The sequence below is a fragment of the Roseobacter sp. genome (assembly GCF_045106495.1).
Classification (GTDB): domain Bacteria; phylum Pseudomonadota; class Alphaproteobacteria; order Rhodobacterales; family Rhodobacteraceae; genus Roseobacter.
The window spans coordinates 74,822-93,503 of the sequence record NZ_JBGCEQ010000005.1; the positions used below are offsets into that span (position 1 = coordinate 74,822).

An 18,682-nucleotide genomic window follows, 5' to 3' on the forward strand; every position below is an offset into this window, starting at 1 on the left:
CTCCGACCCTGTTTATCGATCTTGCGACGCGACGCAAGGCAGGCATCCATCAAAGAAGGTTGCGGCTTGCAACAACTAGTGGCGGGGTATTGCCCAGCAGAATACCGGGGAACAGGTATGAAAACGGTAATTTTTGATCTCGATGGCACGTTGGCCGACACCAGCGGCGATCTGATCGCGGCCGCAAACACCTGTTTTCGGGACATGGGCGAAGGCGACATTCTGAACGCCAAGCTGGATGCCGGAACAGCTTTGCGCGGCGGGCGAGCGATGCTGCGCCTGGGTATGGCGCGTTTGGGTCGCCCGGAGGATTTGGCGACCGTCGACCTCTATTACCCGATTCTGTTGGAAGCTTATGGCACGGCGATTGACGTGCACACGCAAATCTATCCTCGGGCCATGGATGCCGTCGAGCAGTTGAAAGTCAATGGATACGGTGTGGGCATTTGTACCAACAAACCGGAAGGGTTGGCCGAAACATTGCTTCAGCGTCTCGGTGTGCGAGACGCTTTTGCAGCGCTTGTCGGGGCGGATACTTTGTCAGTGCGTAAACCGGATCCAGAACCCTTGTTTGAAACGGCGCGGCGCGCGGGGGGCGATCCGATGAAATCCGTGCTCATTGGCGATTCCGACACCGATCGAAATACGGCCAAGGCCGCTGGTGTTCCTTGCGTGCTTGTCACATTCGGGCCTGCGGGTGGGGACATGGCAGCTTTGTCGCCCGAAGCCCTGTTGCAGGACTATGCAGATTTGCCGCAGATCGTAGACCGCTTGCTGGCTTGACCCCCAGTAGATCGGGCGGCACAGTTTGAACGAACATGGGGCGCGATATGACAGAAGTTTTCAAAGGTAGTTTCACCCAGCAGGAGCCGATCCCCGAAGCCGGGATTCAAGCAGCGATGGCTGTGCTTCAGCACGGACGGCTACACCGCTACAATACGGTCGCCGATGAGGTCAGTGAAACGGCGTTGCTGGAGCAGGAATTTGCCGCTCTCGTCGGCGCGAAGTACTGCCTCGCGGTTGCCTCTGGTGGCTATGCTATGGCCACAGCATTGCGAGCCGTTGGTGTTCAATCGGGCGATCTTGTCTTGTCCAATGCCTTCACCCTTGCGCCCGTGCCCGGGGCCATCGCCGCTGTTGGCGCCAAACCCCTGTTTGTGGGTGTTACCAGCGCGCTGACCATCGATCTTGACGATTTGGAAGCGAAGGCGGCGCAGGCCGATGTCTTGCTGCTCAGCCATATGCGCGGGCATATCTGCGACATGGATCGTTTGATGGCGATCTGTGAGGCTGCGGGTGTGAGCGTTATCGAGGATTGTGCGCATACCATGGGGGCGGCATGGAATGGGGTGCCGTCGGGGCGGCTAGGCACGGTGGGCTGCTACTCCTGCCAAACTTACAAACACGTCAATTCGGGGGAGGGCGGGTTTTTTGTAACCGACAATGCGGAGATCGCCGCCCGTGCGATCATGCTTTCCGGGTCCTACATGCTTTATGAACGGCATTTGGCCGGTCCGCCCAAAGAGGTGTTTGACAAGATCCGCTACGAGACCCCGAATATCTCTGGCCGCATGGACAATCTGCGTGCTGCCATTTTGCGCCCGCAACTTGCCGACCTGGCCACGCAATGTGCCCGCTGGAATGAACGATACTTTTGTCTCGAAGAGGGACTGGGCGGCACACCGGGTTTGCAGGTCATTGAACGACCAGCGCAAGAAACCATTGTGGGGTCTTCCATCCAGTTTCTATTGCTGGATTGGGATCCCGATGACCTGACGGATGTAATTGCGCGTTGTGCAGCGCGAGGCGTCGAACTGAAATGGTTTGGTGGCGCCGAACCGGTCGGCTTCACCAGCCGCTATGACAGTTGGCGCTACGCCGACACGCCCGCCCTTCCGGACACGGACCGCTTACTGGCGGGCATTGTCGACATGCGCGTGCCACTAACTTTTTCACTTGAAGATTGTGCGTTGATTGCACGGATTATTCGGTCAGAGGTGAGTTCTGTTTTTCAAAGCCGGTCCACCGCCGCTGAATAGACGACGGATAGGCCACCCGCAAAGTTGGTTATCTTGGACGCGCCACAGCGAGCCATGTTGGCTTGACCGATGGCGCGGGCTATGGCATTTATGAACGTGCGTTCAATAAACGCCACGAGGGAGGTGCTGCGCGATGTTCATGGCAACAATGTCTTTCGATCTGGGTGAGGACGTCAACGCGCTGCGCGACATGGTGCATCGATGGGCCCAAGACCGGGTGAAACCAATTGCTGCCGAGATAGACGCTGAAAACGCTTTCCCTGCCGATCTATGGACCGAGATGGGTGAGCTTGGACTGCTTGGTATCACAGTTCCTGAAGAATTTGGCGGCGCAGGCATGTCTTACCTGGCCCATACGGTCGCTATCGAAGAAATCGCACGTGCCAGCGCGTCTGTATCGCTGTCTTATGGGGCCCATTCCAACCTCTGCGTCAATCAGATCAAGCTCAATGGTACCGAAGAGCAAAAGCAGAAATACCTGCCCGGATTGATCTCGGGCGCTCATGTTGGGGCTTTGGCAATGTCGGAGGCTGGCGCTGGTTCGGACGTGGTTTCCATGAAGCTGCGCGCCGAAAAGCGCAATGATCATTACCGCCTGAATGGCACGAAATACTGGATCACAAACGGCCCGGATGCCGATACGCTTGTAGTTTACGCCAAAACGGACCCGGAGGCTGGCTCAAAAGGCATCACCGCCTTTCTGATCGAAAAGCAGATGACGGGTTTTTCCACCAGCCCGCATTTCGACAAGCTGGGCATGCGCGGGTCTAATACCGCTGAATTGATATTTGAAGATGTCCAAGTGCCGTTTGAAAATGTGCTGGGTGAAGAAGGCAAAGGCGTCCGTGTGCTGATGTCGGGCTTGGATTATGAACGCGTGGTTTTGGCGGGTATTGGCACCGGCATCATGGCGGCCTGTCTGGACGCGGTGATGCCGACCCTGAGCGAGCGTAAGCAATTTGGCCAGCCCATCGGGAACTTCCAGTTAATGCAGGGTAAGATCGCGGATATGTATACCGCGATGAATTCCGCGCGCGCCTACGTTTATGAGGTCGCAAAGGCCTGTGATCGCGGCGATGTGACCCGCCAGGACGCTGCGGCCTGCTGTCTTTATGCTTCCGAAGAGGCGATGAAGCAGGCGCATCAGGCGGTGCAGGCGATGGGCGGTGCGGGCTTCATGAATGACAGCCCGGTTGCGCGCCTTTTCCGGGACGCCAAGCTGATGGAGATTGGTGCGGGCACTTCCGAAATACGCCGGATGCTGGTCGGGCGCGAGATGATGGGGTCGATGGTGTGATCCGCGCGCTGGTCCTTCTGCCGTTTTTGATGCCTCTGCCCTTGGCCGCGCAGGGGATCGTCTATTCGGACGCACAAACTCAGAGCTGTCTTGAGGACTTGAGTGGTGACGCCACAATGACCGATTGCGCGGGCTTGTCTTCGGCGGCCTGCATAGCGGCCAATGACGCAGGCTATACCACTGTGGGTATGGGCGGTTGTTTGGACGGGGAGCTGCAGTTCTGGGATGCTTTTCTGAATGCGCAATACCAGACGGTCCTGAAACGCGCCGAGGATTCTGATGCAGAAATGAAAGAACTGGGCGCGACGGTGCCCAGTACCGCCGATGCGCTTGTTGCCATGCAACGCGCCTGGATTTCGTTTCGTGACGAGGCTTGCGCCTATGAACGCAGCCTTTGGGGTGGGGGGACGGGTGGTGGTCCGGCGACCCTGCAATGCCTGATGGAGCTGACCGCGGACCAGACGGAGCGGCTGTCACGAAGGCTGGGGGAGTGATGCCTGCGTGGCTCTGGTGGGCGCCCTTGGCAGTGCTGGTGTTGGCCTTGGGTATTTGGGCGTTTCGATGGGGCTGGATTGCAACCATGATAACGGAGACGGACGTGATCAATACCTATGCGGAGCGGTACCTGCAAGAAGCTGGCAACGCGGCGCGCCGGACAGATTGTTCGGCAGTTCCCGGCGATCAAAACGGTGTCTGGATCATGATCCGCTGCGCGCCAAGCGCTGGTGGTCGATACGACTACCCGGTTGACAGGTTTGGCCGTCTTCTGGAGCTACGCAGCAGCACTCGCCCCCCCACCACGCCCGAAATTTGAGATCCGGCGCGATGCCTTTTGAGCAGCAAAGGAAGTGACATGAAACTAACATCGCAGGCATTGCCGTCATCTGAAGCCTTCAAGGCCAACTGTGACGCGCATCTGGCGGCCCTGTCCGAGATTACGAACGCTGCCGCTGCTGCTGCACTAGGTGGTGGTGAAAAATCACGTGCGCGTCACATCAGCCGCGGTAAGATGTTGCCGCGCGAACGTGTCGCCAACCTGCTGGACCCTGGCAGCCCGTTTCTGGAGGTGGGCGCGACGGCCGCGCATGGGCTTTACAGTGGTGCTGCCCCCTGTGCGGGCGTGATCGCAGGTGTCGGTCGCGTTCAAGGTCAAGAGGTCATGGTCATCTGCAATGATGCCACCGTTAAAGGCGGTACTTACTATCCGATGACGGTAAAAAAGCACCTGCGCGCGCAAGAGATTGCGCAGGAAAACCATCTGCCTTGTATCTATCTGGTCGACAGCGGCGGGGCAAACCTGCCCAATCAGGACGAGGTCTTTCCCGACCGCGATCACTTTGGTCGTATCTTTTACAATCAGGCGCGGATGTCGGCGAAGGGCATCGCTCAGATCGCGGTCGTGATGGGGTCTTGCACGGCGGGCGGGGCCTATGTGCCGGCCATGTCAGATGTGACCATAATCGTGCGCGATCAAGGCACGATCTTTCTGGCCGGGCCGCCCCTGGTCAAGGCCGCAACCGGCGAAGTGGTCAGCGCAGAGGACCTGGGCGGCGGCGATGTGCACACCCGGCTCTCTGGCGTCGCCGACTATCTGGCCGAGGATGACGCCCACGCTCTGGCTCTGGCGCGCCGGGCGGTAGCTGCTCTGAACCGTGCAAAACCTGTGACGGTGCAGATGGAAACCCCGCAGGAGCCAGACTTTGATCCGCAGGAGATACTCGGTGTAGTACCCGCAGATTTGCGAACCCCCTATGACATCCGCGAGGTCATCGCGCGGTTGGTAGATGGCTCGCGGCTTGACGAATTCAAACCGCGCTTTGGCGAAACCCTGGTGACCGGATTTGCCCACCTCAAGGGTTGCCCGATCGGCATCATTGCCAACAACGGTGTCTTGTTTTCGGAAGCCGCACAAAAGGGCGCACATTTTGTCGAGCTTTGTTCTCAGCGCTGCATCCCGTTGGTTTTTCTGCAGAATATCACGGGATTTATGGTGGGGCGCAAATATGAAAACGAAGGCATTGCGCGCCATGGTGCAAAGATGGTGACCGCGGTTGCCTCTACCAATGTACCTAAAATCACTATGTTGGTCGGCGGCTCGTTTGGCGCCGGTAACTACGGCATGGCTGGCCGCGCCTACAGTCCGCGTTTTATGTGGAGTTGGCCAAACGCACGGATTTCCGTGATGGGGGGCGCACAGGCGGCCGGGGTTCTGGCCACCGTAAAACGCGATGCCATGGAACGCGCGGGCGAAACCTGGTCAGACGAGGAAGAGGCCAGCTTCAAACAGCCGACGATTGATATGTTCGAGCGCCAAAGCCACCCGCTCTATGCGTCTGCGCGGCTTTGGGACGATGGCATTATTGATCCCCGCAAATCCCGAGACGTGCTCAGCCTGTCATTGTCTGCCGCGCTGAATGCGCCGATTGAGGAGACCCGTTTTGGCGTTTTCCGCATGTAAACCGGCTGGATCGCCGCGCCTGCGTTTATCTGCACTTTCGGAGCGTCAGATGGCCTGTCCTGAAACATGCGGTTTGTGTCCATGAAGAACATCAAGGCGATAGCAGACAAGATCAGCGGAACTGTCTCGGGTTTGAAGCTTCCGAACCTGCCATCTCTAGGGCGCGAGGTCGCGTTGCCGGTTTACGTCATTCACAACTCCCCGAACGCAGAAGACTATTTTTTCATTTTCGACTTCGAGGAATTTGTCGAACAATCGCGCCAGGGATGGTTTGTGCGCCCGAAACTCAAATTATGGGCGGGCAGGGCGGATTTGAATCGCCGCGCATTTGCACGCCAGTTTCGCCAGAGTTTCGCGCAGGAATTCGAATTGGCGCGTCAGGAATTGGCCGCTCAAAAGGATGTGAAAAAGGGGTGGTTCGGCGGTTTACCCGGATTTTTCCGCGATGTCGCGGCACCGTCCTTGCCAGGCGTCTTGGCCAATCTGGTTTTGTTGGTGGCTCTGTCAGCGGGAACCAAAGTGTTGGATCAGATTTTGCCAGCCGGATGGATGCGGCAAAAGACCGAAGCGCAAAAGCTGGAAGACGGTATTGAAGAGACCAAGAACAAAGTCGATGCAGCACTGGGTGAAATTGAAATCACGCTGCATATGGATCTTTATCGACATGCCTGGCGTGGCCAGCCGCCGGGTCGCTTGACCGGTGTGGACTATGATGCCTGGCCCTTGCCACGGTATGTGCAAAAACATTTGATGGATGGGACATCCGGCTCATGGTGGTAATTTATGTTTGATACAATACTGATCGCGAACCGGGGCGAAATCGCCTGTCGGATCATGAAAACAGCCCGTGTCCTGGGGGTCCGGACCGTGGCGGTATATTCGGATGCAGACACAGCGGCCAAGCATGTCGAATTAGCCGATAGGGCGGTGCATATCGGTGGTTCTGCCCCGGTCGACAGCTACCTGCGCGGCGATGTGATTATTCAGGCCGCACTTGATACAGGCGCGCAGGCGATCCATCCAGGATACGGTTTTCTCAGTGAAAACCCGGATTTTGTTGAGGCGGTGGAGGCGGCAGGGCTGACCTTCATCGGGCCATCTGCGTCCGTGATCCGAGCCATGGGTTTGAAAGATGCGGCCAAAGCCTTGATGATCGAGGCGGGAGTGCCCGTGGTGCCTGGTTACCATGGTGCCGACCAAAATGACGATCTGCTGGCCGAAGAAGCTGCAAAAATCGGTTATCCGGTGCTGATCAAAGCGGTGGCTGGCGGCGGCGGCAAAGGGATGCGTTTGGTTGAGGCGGCAGATGCCTTTGCGTCGGCCCTTGCCTCCGCGCGCTCGGAGGCGCTAACGGCATTTGGCAATGGGGATGTGCTGGTCGAGAAGTTCGTCTCCCAGCCACGCCATATCGAAGTGCAGGTTTTTGGCGACGGCGTACGCGCGATTCATCTTTTTGAGCGCGACTGTTCACTACAACGCCGCCATCAAAAGGTTATCGAAGAAGCTCCCGCACCCGGCATGACGGATGACATGCGCGCGGCCATGGGGGCAGCGGCAGTGCATGCTGCGGAATCTATTGGCTACAGTGGCGCGGGCACAGTTGAGTTCATCGTGGATGGATCTGACGGGCTGAAAACGGATGGCTTCTTTTTCATGGAGATGAACACCCGGTTGCAGGTCGAACATCCGGTAACAGAGCTGATCACAGGGATTGACCTCGTTGAATGGCAACTCCGGGTGGCCGCGGGCGAAAACCTCCCAACCGCGCAAGAGGACCTTCAGATCGTTGGACACGCCTTTGAGGCGCGGCTTTATGCCGAAGACGTGCCGGCGGGGTTTCTGCCAGCTACGGGGACGCTCAGTCATTTGCAATTTCCGGCCGATGCGCGCGCGGACAGTGGTGTGCGGGCCGGCGACACGATCAGCCCGTATTACGATCCGATGATCGCGAAACTGATCGTGCATGGTCCAAATCGCGCAGTGGCCCTGTCTCGGCTGCGTCAAGCTCTGGCAGCAACCCAGGTTGCTGGCGCCGTGACAAACCTTGCGTTCTTGGGTGCCTTGGCAAGCCATGCCGGTTTTGGGCGTAGCGAGGTGGACACCGGGTTGATTGGCCGCGAACTGGAGACGCTCACAGTGCCGCCTGAGGTGCTGCCGCGACACATCGTTTTGGCAGGTATGGCCGCGCTTGATCTGTTGGCGCCGCAACCAGACACAGGTTTCACCTTATGGCAACCGCTGCGGCAGTCCCTGCAGTTGGTCTCTCTGGATGAAACGATCGATCTGGCGGTCGAAATCGTCGACGCTCAGCACCAGATATGGGAGGTGGCAGGCGCACGCGTTGAGGCGCAGTGCCGGGGCGAGACTTGGATGATAGATGGTCATCCCATACCACCGGTTTTCGTTGATGCCGGCACGGTTACCGTGTTTGACGCCTACGGGCTGTCATTCGAAATCGTTGATCCCCTGGACCGCACCGGCACTGCAGCCGGTGATGGAAATCTGATCGAAGCGCCAATGCCCGGTTTGGTTAAAACCGTGGATGCGCGGGTGGGGCAAACTGTGACCACTGGCGAACGTCTGGCAGTCCTGGAAGCGATGAAAATGGAACACGCGTTGCTGGCCGCGCGTGATGGTGTGGTCGCCGAGGTCATGGCCCAGCCCGGCGATCAGGTCGAGGCTGGCACTGCATTGGTGCAACTGGAACCGGAGGCTGAAGCATGATCACGCTGCACCATTGTCCCCAAACCCGTTCAATGCGGACACTTTGGCTGCTGAATGAACTTGGCGTGCCCTTTCAGTTGCGCACTTACCCCTTTGATCGCACCCTGCGCAGCCCGGCTTTCCTGAATCTATCGCCCGCCGGCCGTGTGCCAGCGTTGGAGATCGACGGCGCGCGGATGTTTGAAACCGGCGCCATCACGGAATACCTCTGCGAGCGTTTCAGCCCGGATGGGCTTGGCACCAGGCCCGGCAGTCCGAACCGCATGCAATGGCTGGTGTGGGTGCATTTTTCCGAAACACTGAGCCAACACACTGCGGCGCTGACCCAGCAGCATGTGGCTCTGCGCGAAGATCATATGCGCAGCCCGATCGTGATGAAACTGGAGGCCGCCCGCCTTGGCAAGTGTTATGCAGCCCTCGAGGCGCGTTTGGCAACGCCTGACGAAAACCGAGAGTACTTGTTAAGTTCCGGGTTTTCCGCCGCGGACATCTCGGTGGGGCAGGCAGTATACATGTCGCGCCATTTTGCGACGCTTGATGATTTCCCGGCTACGGCAGACTGGTATGCGCGCATTACCGCACGGGACAGCTTTGCTGCGTCCCTGCCCAATGACGATGGTATTTATGACCGAGACTTTTACGCCCCATGGCCGTTAGAGTGATCTGGGCAGCGATCAAAGGGAGGATGCGCGATGAGTTTGGGATCATGTGAAATTTTTGAGGTAGGCCCACGCGATGGCTTGCAAAACGAAGCGCGCGAAATTCCGGTGGCCGAAAAAGTGGCACTGATCGACGCATTGAGCCGGGCGGGTTTCCGGCGGATCGAGGCCGCGAGCTTCGTGTCTCCCAAGTGGGTGCCGCAAATGGCAGGATCCGCCGAGGTTCTGGCCGGCATCCAGCGTGCGCAAGGCGTGCGCTACGCGGCTCTGACTCCCAACATGCGCGGTTACGAAGACGCCCGCGCCGCTGGTGTGAATGAGGTCGCCATATTTGCTTCGGCCTCCGAGGGGTTTTCCAAGGCCAACATCAACGCCAGCATCGCCGAGAGCATTGCTCGGTTCGAGCCCATTCTGGAAGAGGCGCGTCACATAGATCTGCCGGTCCGCGGTTACGTGTCTTGCGTGATCGAGTGTCCGTACGACGGCCCGGTCGCGCCTTCTGCGGTGGCGGATGTGGCGGACAAGCTTTTTGGGATAGGCTGCTATGAGGTGAGTTTGGGCGATACCATCGGCGCTGGCAGTCCCGACAGCATTGCGCGCATGCTTCTTGCCGTGCGGGACGTGGTGCCCGTTGGGCGGCTGGCGGGCCACTATCACGATACAAATGGGCGGGCGATGGCGAATATCGATGCCTCGCTGAGCCTGGGTGTGCGCGTCTTTGATACTGCCGTGGGCGGCTTGGGGGGTTGTGCTTTCGCGCCCGGTTCGGCGGGCAATGTGGCCACCGAAGACGTGGCGCAGCATCTTGCCGCGCTGGGCTATGACACCGGGCTCGATCTTGAGGTGATCAATGAGGCTGCGGATATGGCGCGGGCCATGCGGTCCGGGTGATGGGTTTAGGGCGATGGATTTCTTCAAAATCACAGAGCGGTTGATGACCATGAACGCAGACGTCTGGCAGCGTCATGCAAACCCCTGGTCGGGCTGGACCCGAATGCTGACCTGCTTGCCCTTGTTGGCGCTGGCGGTCTGGAGCCGTGTCTGGCTGGGGGCTTGGGCGTTGGTACCTGTCGCGGTCTCCTTCCTTTGGATCTGGGTGAACCCACGCGCTTTCCCGCCGCCTGAAAGCCTCGACAACTGGATGAGCCAAGGTGTGATGGGTGAACGAATTTTCCTCAATCACCGCGCGGAAATCGCAGCCCATCACAGGCGGGCCGCCTTGGTACTGAGCCTACTCAGCGTTCCAGGCGCAATTGCTATGATTTGGGGGCTTTATGCGCTGTGGTGGGAAGGCGCGGTCTTTGGTGTGATTCTGACAGCCCTGCCAAAGATCTGGTTCGTGGATCGGATGGTTTGGGTTTATCACGACTGGATCGGCGCGGGAGGCGTTGTGCCCGGGTTGGAGGCTGCGCATGTTTGAAACATTGAAGCTAGAAACGGACGCTCGCGGTGTCGCAACCCTGACCCTCAACAGGCCAGAGAAACACAACGCAATGTCGGCGCAGATGTTGGCTGACCTAACGCAGGCGGCCGCGCAATTGGGGGCCGACGCGGCAGTGCGTGTGGTGGTCTTGACCGGTTCCGGCAGATCCTTCTGCGCAGGGGGCGATCTAGCTTGGATGCAGGCACAGCGCGACATGGATGCATCCAAACGATCTGCTGAGGCGCGAAAACTGGCCATCATGCTGGGTGCGCTCAACACGCTGCCGAAACCACTCATCGGAGCTATTCAGGGCAACGCCTTTGGCGGCGGTGTTGGGTTGGCATGTATTTGCGATGCGGCCGTTGCCGTGGACACAGCCAAATTTGGGTTCACGGAGACTCGGTTGGGTCTCATCCCGGCAACCATTGGCCCTTATGTGTTGGCCCGCATGGGTGAGGGACGTGCACGCCGTGTTTTCATGTCCGCGCGGCTTTTCGATGCGCAGGAGGCGGTTGATCTGGGCGTTATTGCCCAATGCATCCCGGCTGGGGATCTTTCAGCGGCGGTCGAGGCCGAAGTGGCCCCTTATTTATCCTGTGCGCCGGGGGCTGTGGCTGCGGCCAAAAAATTGGCACGCGATCTGGGGCCAAAAATAGATGACGCCGCGGTGGATCACACAATTGCGTCACTTGCTGCGCGTTGGGAAACCGCGGAAGCCGCCCAAGGCATTGCGGCCTTTTTTGAAAAGCGTAAGCCTGATTGGACGACCTGAAAACAGGTGATCCAAGTGGTCCAATAGAGCTCAATTTGCATGAGAAAGTGCCGCGTGCAGCAAGAGCCGCGCACCTGGTTTAGGAGAAAAATCTACGCTGAACACCCGTAAAAGGTGCGAATTCAAGGCAAAATGCCGTTGAAAACAGTTGTAGACGCGCGGGAGTTCAGGCAAGGACACGGTCAGTCTTTCGAGGATCGCGACACTTATATGAAAATGCATGAAACTTTTATCAAACCGATGCATCCGGAAGGGCGCAAGTTTGTAGGTATTTTTGCAGTCATTGCGCTGGTTCTTTATATGCTGGTGCCGTTTTTGGGCTTGGTGGGATTAGCGTTAACCGTATGGTGTTATTACTTTTTTCGCGACCCTGTGCGGGCGACGCCGACACGCGATGGTTTGCTCGTCAGCCCAGCGGATGGGGTGATATCGCTGATTGAAAAAGCCGTGCCGCCGGCGGAGCTGGGTATGCCCGACGAAGCGTTGACACGTGTCAGTGTTTTTATGAACGTGTTCAATTGCCATGTGAACCGAGCGCCGATTGCCGGAGAAATCAACGCGATTTCATACCGACCGGGCAAGTTTTTTAACGCCTCGCTGGACAAGGCAAGTGTCGATAATGAACGTAACAGCCTGGCGATAACCATGGCCGATGGACGCCAGATTGCGGTGGTTCAGATCGCGGGCTTGGTGGCACGACGGATTGTCTGCTTTGCCGCCGAGGGCGACAGCATCCAAACGGGCGAGCGTTTTGGATTGATACGCTTTGGATCGCGGCTTGATGTCTATTTGCCTGACGGCGTCGCTCCTCTGGTCAATCTCGGGCAGACGATGGTGGCAGGAGAAACAGTGATTGCTGATCTTGTCTCTGACGAAACGGCGCGTTCGGTTCGGGCGGACTAGACGATGTCACACGGGGCACCTGAGAGAGAAACCAAAGTTCGCGTCCTCAGCCTTTTACCCAATCTCCTAACGATCGCCGCGATCTGTGCAGGCCTCACCGCCATACGGTTTGGCTATGAGGGGAATTTCGATATGGCGGTTGGGTTGATCCTCGCAGCCTGCATCCTGGATGGGATGGACGGTCGTTTGGCGCGCATGACAAATAGTGCGACACCCATTGGGGCCGAGTTGGACTCGCTTGCTGATTTCTTGAATTTCGGCATTGCGCCAGTGCTCATTCTGCACAACTGGGCATTGCAGGATTTTCGCAATGAAGGCTGGATCGCGGTCCTTTGCTATGCCATTTGCTCTGTGTTGCGCCTGGCGCGTTTCAATGTCAGCAACCGATCGGAAAAAGTGGGCGGCGCAAGTGATTTCTTTGTGGGCGTACCGTCGCCTGCGGGTGCACTTTTGGTCATGCTTCCCTTGGTTTTCTCCCTGGCCTTCGCCGACTTACCCATTGCACCACCCGCCGCTGTGGCGGCCTACATTTGTATGGTCGGGTTGTTGATGATCAGCCGCGTGCCGACCTATTCGTTCAAAAATCTGACCATTGATCGCGGCAATACCAAGTTCTTCATGCTGGGCGCCGGTATACTGATTGCCGCGTTGTTGATGTATCCGTGGGCGACACTGGTCTTGTTGACGCTTGCCTATATTGGCAGTTTTTTCTGGGCGTTGCGATCGACACGCAATCCACGATAAATTAATGTATCCCGACAACGGCGTTGCGTCGCGTCAAATTCGACAAACCGGGGGTTGGAAAGGCTACAATAGGTCCGGTGCAAAATCGAGCGCTGCAGCAAGGAAATTCTACATGTGCCCAAAAGGGCTGCTGAGGCTGAACATTTTAACCTTGTGGAAAGCTTTTGTGTGATTTCCCTTTTTCTGGACAGTCATGATAAGTGTATTGTTGCGGCCATGTGCCGCGCTCTGCATTTCACAAGCCATTCCAACGCCTAAAGCCCCTAAAAGACGGCCGCAACCGTTGACCCCGCTTGGCCACAGGCGTAAACCGATAACAGCGCTCAAGACACTGAGTAGAGTGTCATCTTGCACGTGTGAGCAGCTCTAAAGGAGTCAACCCTTGGACGAGATGCTACGGGAGTACCTTCCCATACTTGTTTTTCTTGCCGTGGCCATAGGCTTAGGCCTAGTTTTGATCCTCGCTGCGGTCATTTTGGCCGTGCGCAATCCAGATCCGGAAAAAGTCTCCGCCTACGAATGCGGTTTCAACGCATTTGATGACGCGCGGATGAAGTTTGATGTGCGATTTTATCTCGTGTCGATCCTCTTTATTATTTTCGATCTCGAGATTGCTTTTCTCTTCCCTTGGGCCGTGGCGTTTCAGGATGTTTCCATGGTTGGGTTCTGGTCTATGATGGTCTTTCTGGCCGTTTTGACCATCGGGTTCGCCTACGAGTGGAAAAAAGGAGCGTTGGAATGGCAGTAGCCGCCGCCGGAGCCGCCGTTGCAGGTGCTGATCGCGATGTCGCCGCCGAGGAGTTGAACCGCGAGTTGCAGGACAAAGGTTTCCTGCTGACTTCCACCGAAGACATTATCAATTGGGCGCGCACCGGCTCGCTGCACTGGATGACGTTTGGCTTGGCATGTTGCGCCGTGGAGATGATGCACACCGCCATGCCGCGTTATGACATGGAACGCTTCGGAACCGCGCCGCGGGCCAGCCCGCGCCAGTCCGATCTTATGATCGTCGCGGGCACGCTGACCAACAAAATGGCGCCCGCGTTGCGCAAGGTCTACGATCAGATGCCCGAGCCACGTTATGTCATCTCGATGGGGTCCTGCGCCAACGGCGGCGGTTATTACCACTATTCCTATTCGGTGGTGCGCGGTTGTGACCGTATTGTTCCTGTAGATGTCTATGTGCCCGGCTGCCCGCCGACGGCCGAAGCACTGCTCTACGGGATCATGCAATTGCAACGCAAAATTCGCCGAACCGGCACAATCGTGCGCTAGGGAGCATTGATCATGTCCGAAGCCCTTAAAGAACTTGGCGGCTATATAGAGGCGAAACGCGCAGATTGCGTGTTGGGGTGGGACGTCACCCACGATGAGCTGAACCTTGATGTAACGCCTTCCAATATTGTCGGTCTGGTGGAGTTTCTGAAGACCGATCCAACCTGCCGGTTCTCATCACTGGTGGACGTCACTGCAGTGGATTACGCAGGGCGTGCCAAGAGGTTTGACGTCGTCTACCACTTCCTGTCGATGTATCAGAACCACCGCATCCGCTTGCGGGTGAGCATCCGCGAAGACCAGATGGTGCCTTCGATCAATTCAGCGCACCCTTCAGCCAATTGGTTCGAGCGCGAGATCTTCGACATGTTCGGCATTCTGTTTTCCGGCCATCCTGATCTGCGGCGCATCCTGACGGACTACGGTTTTCGCGGCCACCCGCTGCGCAAGGATTTCCCGACCACCGGCTATACGGAAGTGCGGTATGACGAGGCGCAGAAGCGTGTGGTTTATGAGCCGGTGTCTCTGGTGCAGGAATATCGCCAGTTTGATTTCATGTCTCCGTGGGAAGGCGCTGAATACATCCTCCCTGGCGACGACAAAGCGGAGGCCAAGTAATGGGTGGCATCTGGTGGCTGATCCTCTCGGCGCTGACGGCGATCCCGATGATCAAGCTGTTGCCGCACTTTGGCATCCACAAGTACTGGGCGGCGGCCTGCCTTATCCCCTTTGGCACCATTGCCCTGCTCTGGTGGATGGGGCTAAAGCTGCAAGAGCTGGAGAAGCGGTGATGGGGGATTTCTTCAATGCGCTGCTGGATGCCAGTATGTTTCACCAATACAGTCCATTTTGGGCAAGCGTTTTCAGTTTGTCTGTAGTTCTCGGTTTTGACGCCATTCTGCAAGAACTTAAAATTCCACGCTGGATAGCTCCACCAACCTTCATTCCAATCTTCGCAATGGCTGCGCTAGTCGCGATCATGGGCACAGTACATTTGCGCAATCGAGAGGCCCTGAAATGATGGACGGCACCAAAGGTTTCGAAGACGCCCTCACCGGCGAACAGAAAATCCGCAACTTCAACATCAACTTCGGCCCGCAACACCCGGCGGCGCATGGCGTGTTGCGGCTGGTGTTGGAGCTCGACGGCGAGATCGTGGAGCGCTGTGATCCGCACATCGGCCTGCTGCATCGTGGCACTGAAAAGCTGATGGAAAGCCGCACCTACCTGCAGAACCTGCCCTATTTCGACCGGCTGGACTATGTGGCGCCAATGAACCAGGAGCATGCCTGGTGTCTGGCCATTGAAAAGCTCACAGGTGTCGAGGTGCCGCGCCGCGCTTCTCTGATCCGAGTGCTTTTCTGTGAAATCGGACGCATTCTCAACCACATCCTCAACATCACGACGCAGGCCATGGACGTCGGCGCCCTGACCCCGCCTCTTTGGGGTTTTGAGGAGCGCGAAAAGCTGATGGTATTTTATGAACGCGCCTGTGGAGCGCGTCTGCACGCGGCTTACTTCCGCCCCGGTGGCGTGCATCAAGACCTGCCGGACGGCCTGCTGGACGACATGGAAACCTGGGCCAATGAATTCCCGCGTGTTGTTGCGGATATCGATGGCTTGCTGACCGAAAACCGCATTTTCAAACAGCGCAATGCGGATATCGGCGTGGTGACCGAGGAAGATATTTTGGAATACGGGTTTTCCGGCGTCATGGTGCGCGGCTCTGGACTGGCTTGGGACTTGCGGCGTGCGCAACCCTATGAATGTTATGACGAATTCGACTTCCAAATCCCAGTAGGAAAGAACGGCGACTGCTATGACCGTTACCTTGTGCGGATGGAAGAGATGCGGCAGTCGCTTTTGATCATCCACCAGGCGATCGAAAAACTACGCGCGCCGGAGGGGCAGGGCGATATTCTGGCTCGCGGCAAGATCACTCCTCCTTCGCGCAGCGACATGAAGACCTCGATGGAGAGCCTGATCCATCACTTCAAGCTCTATACCGAGGGCTTCCACGTCCCCGCAGGAGAGGTCTATTGCCCGGTCGAAGCGCCCAAAGGCGAGTTTGGCGTTTATCTGGTGGCCGATGGGTCCAACAAACCCTATCGCGCCAAAATACGCGCGCCGGGTTTTCTCCATTTGCAGGCCATGGATCATATGTCGCGCGGCCACCAACTGGCTGATGTGGCTGCGATCATTGGTACCATGGATGTGGTCTTCGGAGAGATAGACCGTTGATGCGCAGTATCCTTTTCCCGGTCCAAAATGTTCTCGCCGACGGTTCCCGCAACCGCCGCATATTCTAAGGTTCTACCCATGCTCCGCCGTCTCCACCCCGACCAACCCGAAAGCTTCATGTTCACGCCAGACAATCAGGCCTGGGCAGAGGGGCAGGTCACAAAGTACCCTGAGGGCCGTCAAGCCAGCGCCATCATTCCACTCTTGTGGCGGGCGCAGGAGCAAGAGGGGTGGCTGTCCAAACCCGCGATTGAACATGTGTCAGATATGCTCGGTCTGAGCTACATCCGAGGGTTGGAGGTGGCGACATTCTATTTCATGTTCCAGCTGCAACCGGTCGGCGCGATTGCTCATATTCAGGTCTGCGGCACCACGTCTTGCATGATCTGCGGTGCCGAAGATCTGGTTGCCGTCTGCAAGGAAAAGATCGCGCCAAATGCGCATGAGCTTTCTGCAGATGGGAATTTTTCCTGGGAAGAGGTTGAGTGCCTGGGATCTTGCTCCAACGCACCGATGGCGCAGATTGGCAAGGATTACTACGAAGATCTGACCGCTGAGCGCATGGGCGAGATCATAGATGAGTTGGCCGCAGGGAAGGTGCCGGTGCCCGGGCCACAGAACGGTCGATACGCGGCAGAACCTCTGAGTGGGCTGACATCGCTCAAAGAGCATGATGGCGGCAAGATCAAGTATAACGCTTCGGCGCAACTGGCTGTAGACATTGGCGATACCGTCAAACGGATTGATGGCACCGAGGTGCCTTTGCTGACCCCGTGGCAAGGCACCAAGTCACAAAAGAAAACACCTAGAAAAGCGTCACCGAAGAAAGCAGCTCCGGCGCCGGTCCCCTCTGACGCACGTCCGGCGGCATTGTCTGATGCCGCGCGGGAAGAGGGCCCCGACGATTTGAAACTCATCAGCGGCGTCGGTCCCAAGCTGGAAGAAACGCTGAACAATCTGGGCATCTGGCACTTTGATCAGGTGGCGGGATTGCAAAAATCAGACATCGCCTGGATTGATGAGCGGCTGCGTTTCAAAGGACGTATCGAGCGGGATGACTGGGTAGGTCAGGCCAAGGCGCTGGCAGAAAACAAAGCAAAATGAGTTTTTCAGAATAGGGAAAAGCCAAAAAAAAGATCAGGGATGTGAACAACGGGAAGGTGAAATACAATGGACAACAATAGTGGTTTGATCGGAATGGCGCTTGGCAGTTGGCTTGTCGCGGCAGCCGTAGGTACTTTGGCGGCAGTTTTACTGTGGGTACTGGGGTCTTGGGGGTTTATGCAGGGCGCCTTTATGGGGTTTGTAGTTACCGTTGTTGTGGGGTTGTTGATAAGCTGGGTCATGACAAGGCCCTTGCCAATGCCGGGCGAGATATCGGCACGTGCGCCACAGCCTGCGGCACCTGCTCCTGCTCCAGCCAAACCAGCGGCTCCGGCCACGGCTGCAGCGCCCGAAGCTACCAAACCGGCAACCGCACCGAAGCCTATTGCAAAGTCCTCGTCGCCAGCACCGGCAGCGTCACCCGTAACGGCAGAAAAACCGAAGCCTGCTGAGAAAAAGGCTGCACCGAAGAAAGCATCTCCCAAGGCTTCTGATGCACGACCCACAACCCTGTCTGACGCTGCGCGCGAGGGCGGTGCGGATGACTTGAAACTGATCAGTGGCGTCGGTCCAAAGTTGGAAGAAACATTGAACAGTCTGGGCATCTGGCACTTTGATCAGGTTGCCGGGCTCAAACAGAAAGACATCGCCTGGGTAGATGAACGCCTGCGCTTCAAAGGCCGGATTGAGCGCGATGATTGGGTCGGTCAGGCGAAGATACTCGCTGAGGGCGGCGAAACCGAGTTTTCGATAAAGAAACGTAAGAGCTAAGAAAAGGGCGGGCGACCGCGATGAGTGCGCAAAATCAACAGACTGCGCCGCAAGATGTGGCACTGGCCGCCAAAGGGCGGCGCGTCAGCATGGTGATTGCGGGCACAATGATCTTGTGGCTGATGTCCTTGTGGCTGGGACCCAAGTTGGGTCTGCCTGGCCGTTATGCTTTTCTTTTTGATTTTGCGGCACTGGCTGGGCTCTTCTGGGCGCTGGTGGTGTCTTTACAGATACGGCGTGCGCGCAAGGCCGCGCGCGACAACGATTAAAAG

22 protein-coding genes are annotated in these 18,682 nt (G+C 57.5%); all 22 read left to right on the top strand.

Going from position 1 to position 18,682, the window contains the following annotated elements:
• Positions 1 to 117: 117 nt before the first annotated feature.
• The 22 genes from AB8B75_RS05225 to AB8B75_RS05330 all read left to right on the top strand — a co-directional run bounded on the left by AB8B75_RS05225 (position 118) and on the right by AB8B75_RS05330 (position 18,679).
• Complete coding sequence (locus AB8B75_RS05225; RefSeq protein WP_405360383.1) at positions 118 to 783, top strand: HAD-IA family hydrolase; 666 nt, start codon at positions 118 to 120, stop codon at positions 781 to 783.
• Positions 784 to 830: 47 nt separating this feature from the next.
• Positions 831 to 2,039, top strand: coding sequence for a DegT/DnrJ/EryC1/StrS family aminotransferase (locus AB8B75_RS05230; protein ID WP_405360385.1), 1,209 nt, complete (start codon positions 831 to 833; stop codon positions 2,037 to 2,039).
• 133 nt (positions 2,040 to 2,172) lie between these two features.
• Positions 2,173 to 3,336 (top strand): isovaleryl-CoA dehydrogenase, encoded by a 1,164-nt coding sequence (locus tag AB8B75_RS05235; protein WP_405360386.1) that lies wholly within the window; start codon positions 2,173 to 2,175, stop codon positions 3,334 to 3,336.
• Entirely contained in the window at positions 3,333 to 3,830 is a 498-nt protein-coding gene (locus AB8B75_RS05240; RefSeq protein ID WP_405360387.1) for a lysozyme inhibitor LprI family protein, read from the top strand. The genes AB8B75_RS05235 and AB8B75_RS05240 overlap by 4 nt, the downstream gene beginning before the upstream one ends.
• Complete coding sequence (locus AB8B75_RS05245; RefSeq protein WP_405360388.1) at positions 3,830 to 4,150, top strand: hypothetical protein; 321 nt, start codon at positions 3,830 to 3,832, stop codon at positions 4,148 to 4,150. The genes AB8B75_RS05240 and AB8B75_RS05245 overlap by 1 nt, the downstream gene beginning before the upstream one ends.
• 39 nt (positions 4,151 to 4,189) lie before the next feature.
• Positions 4,190 to 5,794: a carboxyl transferase domain-containing protein gene (locus tag AB8B75_RS05250; RefSeq protein ID WP_405360389.1), complete on the top strand. Its 1,605-nt coding sequence runs from the start codon at positions 4,190 to 4,192 to the stop codon at positions 5,792 to 5,794.
• A gap of 81 nt (positions 5,795 to 5,875) precedes the next feature.
• Positions 5,876 to 6,574, top strand: a complete 699-nt coding sequence (locus AB8B75_RS05255) for a hypothetical protein (protein WP_405360391.1) — start codon at positions 5,876 to 5,878, stop codon at positions 6,572 to 6,574.
• A gap of 3 nt (positions 6,575 to 6,577) precedes the next feature.
• Complete coding sequence (locus AB8B75_RS05260) at positions 6,578 to 8,518, top strand: acetyl/propionyl/methylcrotonyl-CoA carboxylase subunit alpha (protein WP_405360393.1); 1,941 nt, start codon at positions 6,578 to 6,580, stop codon at positions 8,516 to 8,518.
• On the top strand, positions 8,515 to 9,180 hold the full coding sequence (locus AB8B75_RS05265; RefSeq protein WP_405360395.1) for a glutathione S-transferase family protein: 666 nt from the start codon (positions 8,515 to 8,517) through the stop codon (positions 9,178 to 9,180). The genes AB8B75_RS05260 and AB8B75_RS05265 overlap by 4 nt, the downstream gene beginning before the upstream one ends.
• A gap of 30 nt (positions 9,181 to 9,210) precedes the next feature.
• Positions 9,211 to 10,068 carry a hydroxymethylglutaryl-CoA lyase gene (locus AB8B75_RS05270; RefSeq protein ID WP_405360397.1) on the top strand — a complete coding sequence of 286 codons (858 nt, stop codon included), beginning with the start codon at positions 9,211 to 9,213 and terminating at the stop codon, positions 10,066 to 10,068.
• Between the two features lie 13 nt (positions 10,069 to 10,081).
• A complete protein-coding gene (locus AB8B75_RS05275) occupies positions 10,082 to 10,597 on the top strand; it encodes a DUF6653 family protein (RefSeq protein ID WP_405360399.1) in 516 nt (171 codons plus the stop codon).
• Positions 10,590 to 11,372 (top strand): crotonase/enoyl-CoA hydratase family protein, encoded by a 783-nt coding sequence (locus AB8B75_RS05280; protein ID WP_405360401.1) that lies wholly within the window; start codon positions 10,590 to 10,592, stop codon positions 11,370 to 11,372. Before AB8B75_RS05275 ends, AB8B75_RS05280 begins: the two co-directional genes overlap by 8 nt.
• 210 nt (positions 11,373 to 11,582) lie before the next feature.
• The gene (locus tag AB8B75_RS05285; protein WP_405360468.1) at positions 11,583 to 12,275 is read left to right on the top strand and encodes a phosphatidylserine decarboxylase; all 693 of its coding nucleotides are present in this window, start codon (positions 11,583 to 11,585) and stop codon (positions 12,273 to 12,275) included.
• Between the two features lie 3 nt (positions 12,276 to 12,278).
• On the top strand, positions 12,279 to 13,019 hold the full coding sequence (gene pssA / locus AB8B75_RS05290) for a CDP-diacylglycerol--serine O-phosphatidyltransferase (protein ID WP_405360403.1): 741 nt from the start codon (positions 12,279 to 12,281) through the stop codon (positions 13,017 to 13,019).
• Between the two features lie 382 nt (positions 13,020 to 13,401).
• Positions 13,402 to 13,767: an NADH-quinone oxidoreductase subunit A gene (locus AB8B75_RS05295; protein ID WP_405360405.1), complete on the top strand. Its 366-nt coding sequence runs from the start codon at positions 13,402 to 13,404 to the stop codon at positions 13,765 to 13,767.
• Positions 13,758 to 14,294, top strand: coding sequence for a NuoB/complex I 20 kDa subunit family protein (locus tag AB8B75_RS05300; RefSeq protein ID WP_405360407.1), 537 nt, complete (start codon positions 13,758 to 13,760; stop codon positions 14,292 to 14,294). The genes AB8B75_RS05295 and AB8B75_RS05300 overlap by 10 nt, the downstream gene beginning before the upstream one ends.
• Positions 14,295 to 14,306: 12 nt before the next feature.
• Positions 14,307 to 14,912, top strand: coding sequence for an NADH-quinone oxidoreductase subunit C (locus AB8B75_RS05305; protein WP_405360409.1), 606 nt, complete (start codon positions 14,307 to 14,309; stop codon positions 14,910 to 14,912).
• Positions 14,913 to 14,925: 13 nt separating this feature from the next.
• The gene (locus tag AB8B75_RS05310; protein WP_405360472.1) at positions 14,926 to 15,315 is read left to right on the top strand and encodes a hypothetical protein; all 390 of its coding nucleotides are present in this window, start codon (positions 14,926 to 14,928) and stop codon (positions 15,313 to 15,315) included.
• A complete protein-coding gene (locus AB8B75_RS05315) occupies positions 15,315 to 16,535 on the top strand; it encodes an NADH-quinone oxidoreductase subunit D (RefSeq protein WP_405360470.1) in 1,221 nt (406 codons plus the stop codon). The genes AB8B75_RS05310 and AB8B75_RS05315 overlap by 1 nt, the downstream gene beginning before the upstream one ends.
• A 78-nt stretch (positions 16,536 to 16,613) precedes the next feature.
• A complete protein-coding gene (gene nuoE / locus AB8B75_RS05320) occupies positions 16,614 to 17,639 on the top strand; it encodes an NADH-quinone oxidoreductase subunit NuoE (protein WP_405360410.1) in 1,026 nt (341 codons plus the stop codon).
• A 66-nt stretch (positions 17,640 to 17,705) separates the two neighbouring features.
• Positions 17,706 to 18,410, top strand: coding sequence for a hypothetical protein (locus AB8B75_RS05325; protein WP_405360412.1), 705 nt, complete (start codon positions 17,706 to 17,708; stop codon positions 18,408 to 18,410).
• 20 nt (positions 18,411 to 18,430) lie between these two features.
• Positions 18,431 to 18,679 (top strand): DUF5337 domain-containing protein, encoded by a 249-nt coding sequence (locus tag AB8B75_RS05330; RefSeq protein ID WP_405360414.1) that lies wholly within the window; start codon positions 18,431 to 18,433, stop codon positions 18,677 to 18,679.
• Positions 18,680 to 18,682 lie beyond the last annotated feature (3 nt).

Excerpts from the sequence above, each read along its gene's own strand:
- AB8B75_RS05225 (WP_405360383.1), top strand. The coding sequence starts at position 118 with ATGAAAACGGTAATTTTTGATCTCGATGGCACGTTGGCCGACACCAGC.
- AB8B75_RS05230 (WP_405360385.1), top strand. The coding sequence starts at position 831 with ATGACAGAAGTTTTCAAAGGTAGTTTCACCCAGCAGGAGCCGATCCCC.
- AB8B75_RS05235 (WP_405360386.1), top strand. The coding sequence starts at position 2,173 with ATGTTCATGGCAACAATGTCTTTCGATCTGGGTGAGGACGTCAACGCG.
- AB8B75_RS05245 (WP_405360388.1), top strand. The coding sequence starts at position 3,830 with ATGCCTGCGTGGCTCTGGTGGGCGCCCTTGGCAGTGCTGGTGTTGGCC.
- AB8B75_RS05250 (WP_405360389.1), top strand. The coding sequence starts at position 4,190 with ATGAAACTAACATCGCAGGCATTGCCGTCATCTGAAGCCTTCAAGGCC.
- AB8B75_RS05255 (WP_405360391.1), top strand. The coding sequence starts at position 5,876 with ATGAAGAACATCAAGGCGATAGCAGACAAGATCAGCGGAACTGTCTCG.
- AB8B75_RS05260 (WP_405360393.1), top strand. The coding sequence starts at position 6,578 with ATGTTTGATACAATACTGATCGCGAACCGGGGCGAAATCGCCTGTCGG.
- AB8B75_RS05265 (WP_405360395.1), top strand. The coding sequence starts at position 8,515 with ATGATCACGCTGCACCATTGTCCCCAAACCCGTTCAATGCGGACACTT.
- AB8B75_RS05270 (WP_405360397.1), top strand. The coding sequence starts at position 9,211 with ATGAGTTTGGGATCATGTGAAATTTTTGAGGTAGGCCCACGCGATGGC.
- AB8B75_RS05275 (WP_405360399.1), top strand. The coding sequence starts at position 10,082 with ATGGATTTCTTCAAAATCACAGAGCGGTTGATGACCATGAACGCAGAC.
- AB8B75_RS05280 (WP_405360401.1), top strand. The coding sequence starts at position 10,590 with ATGTTTGAAACATTGAAGCTAGAAACGGACGCTCGCGGTGTCGCAACC.
- AB8B75_RS05285 (WP_405360468.1), top strand. The coding sequence starts at position 11,583 with ATGAAAATGCATGAAACTTTTATCAAACCGATGCATCCGGAAGGGCGC.
- pssA (WP_405360403.1), top strand. The coding sequence starts at position 12,279 with ATGTCACACGGGGCACCTGAGAGAGAAACCAAAGTTCGCGTCCTCAGC.
- AB8B75_RS05300 (WP_405360407.1), top strand. The coding sequence starts at position 13,758 with ATGGCAGTAGCCGCCGCCGGAGCCGCCGTTGCAGGTGCTGATCGCGAT.
- AB8B75_RS05305 (WP_405360409.1), top strand. The coding sequence starts at position 14,307 with ATGTCCGAAGCCCTTAAAGAACTTGGCGGCTATATAGAGGCGAAACGC.
- AB8B75_RS05315 (WP_405360470.1), top strand. The coding sequence starts at position 15,315 with ATGGACGGCACCAAAGGTTTCGAAGACGCCCTCACCGGCGAACAGAAA.
- nuoE (WP_405360410.1), top strand. The coding sequence starts at position 16,614 with ATGCTCCGCCGTCTCCACCCCGACCAACCCGAAAGCTTCATGTTCACG.
- AB8B75_RS05325 (WP_405360412.1), top strand. The coding sequence starts at position 17,706 with ATGGACAACAATAGTGGTTTGATCGGAATGGCGCTTGGCAGTTGGCTT.
- AB8B75_RS05330 (WP_405360414.1), top strand. The coding sequence starts at position 18,431 with ATGAGTGCGCAAAATCAACAGACTGCGCCGCAAGATGTGGCACTGGCC.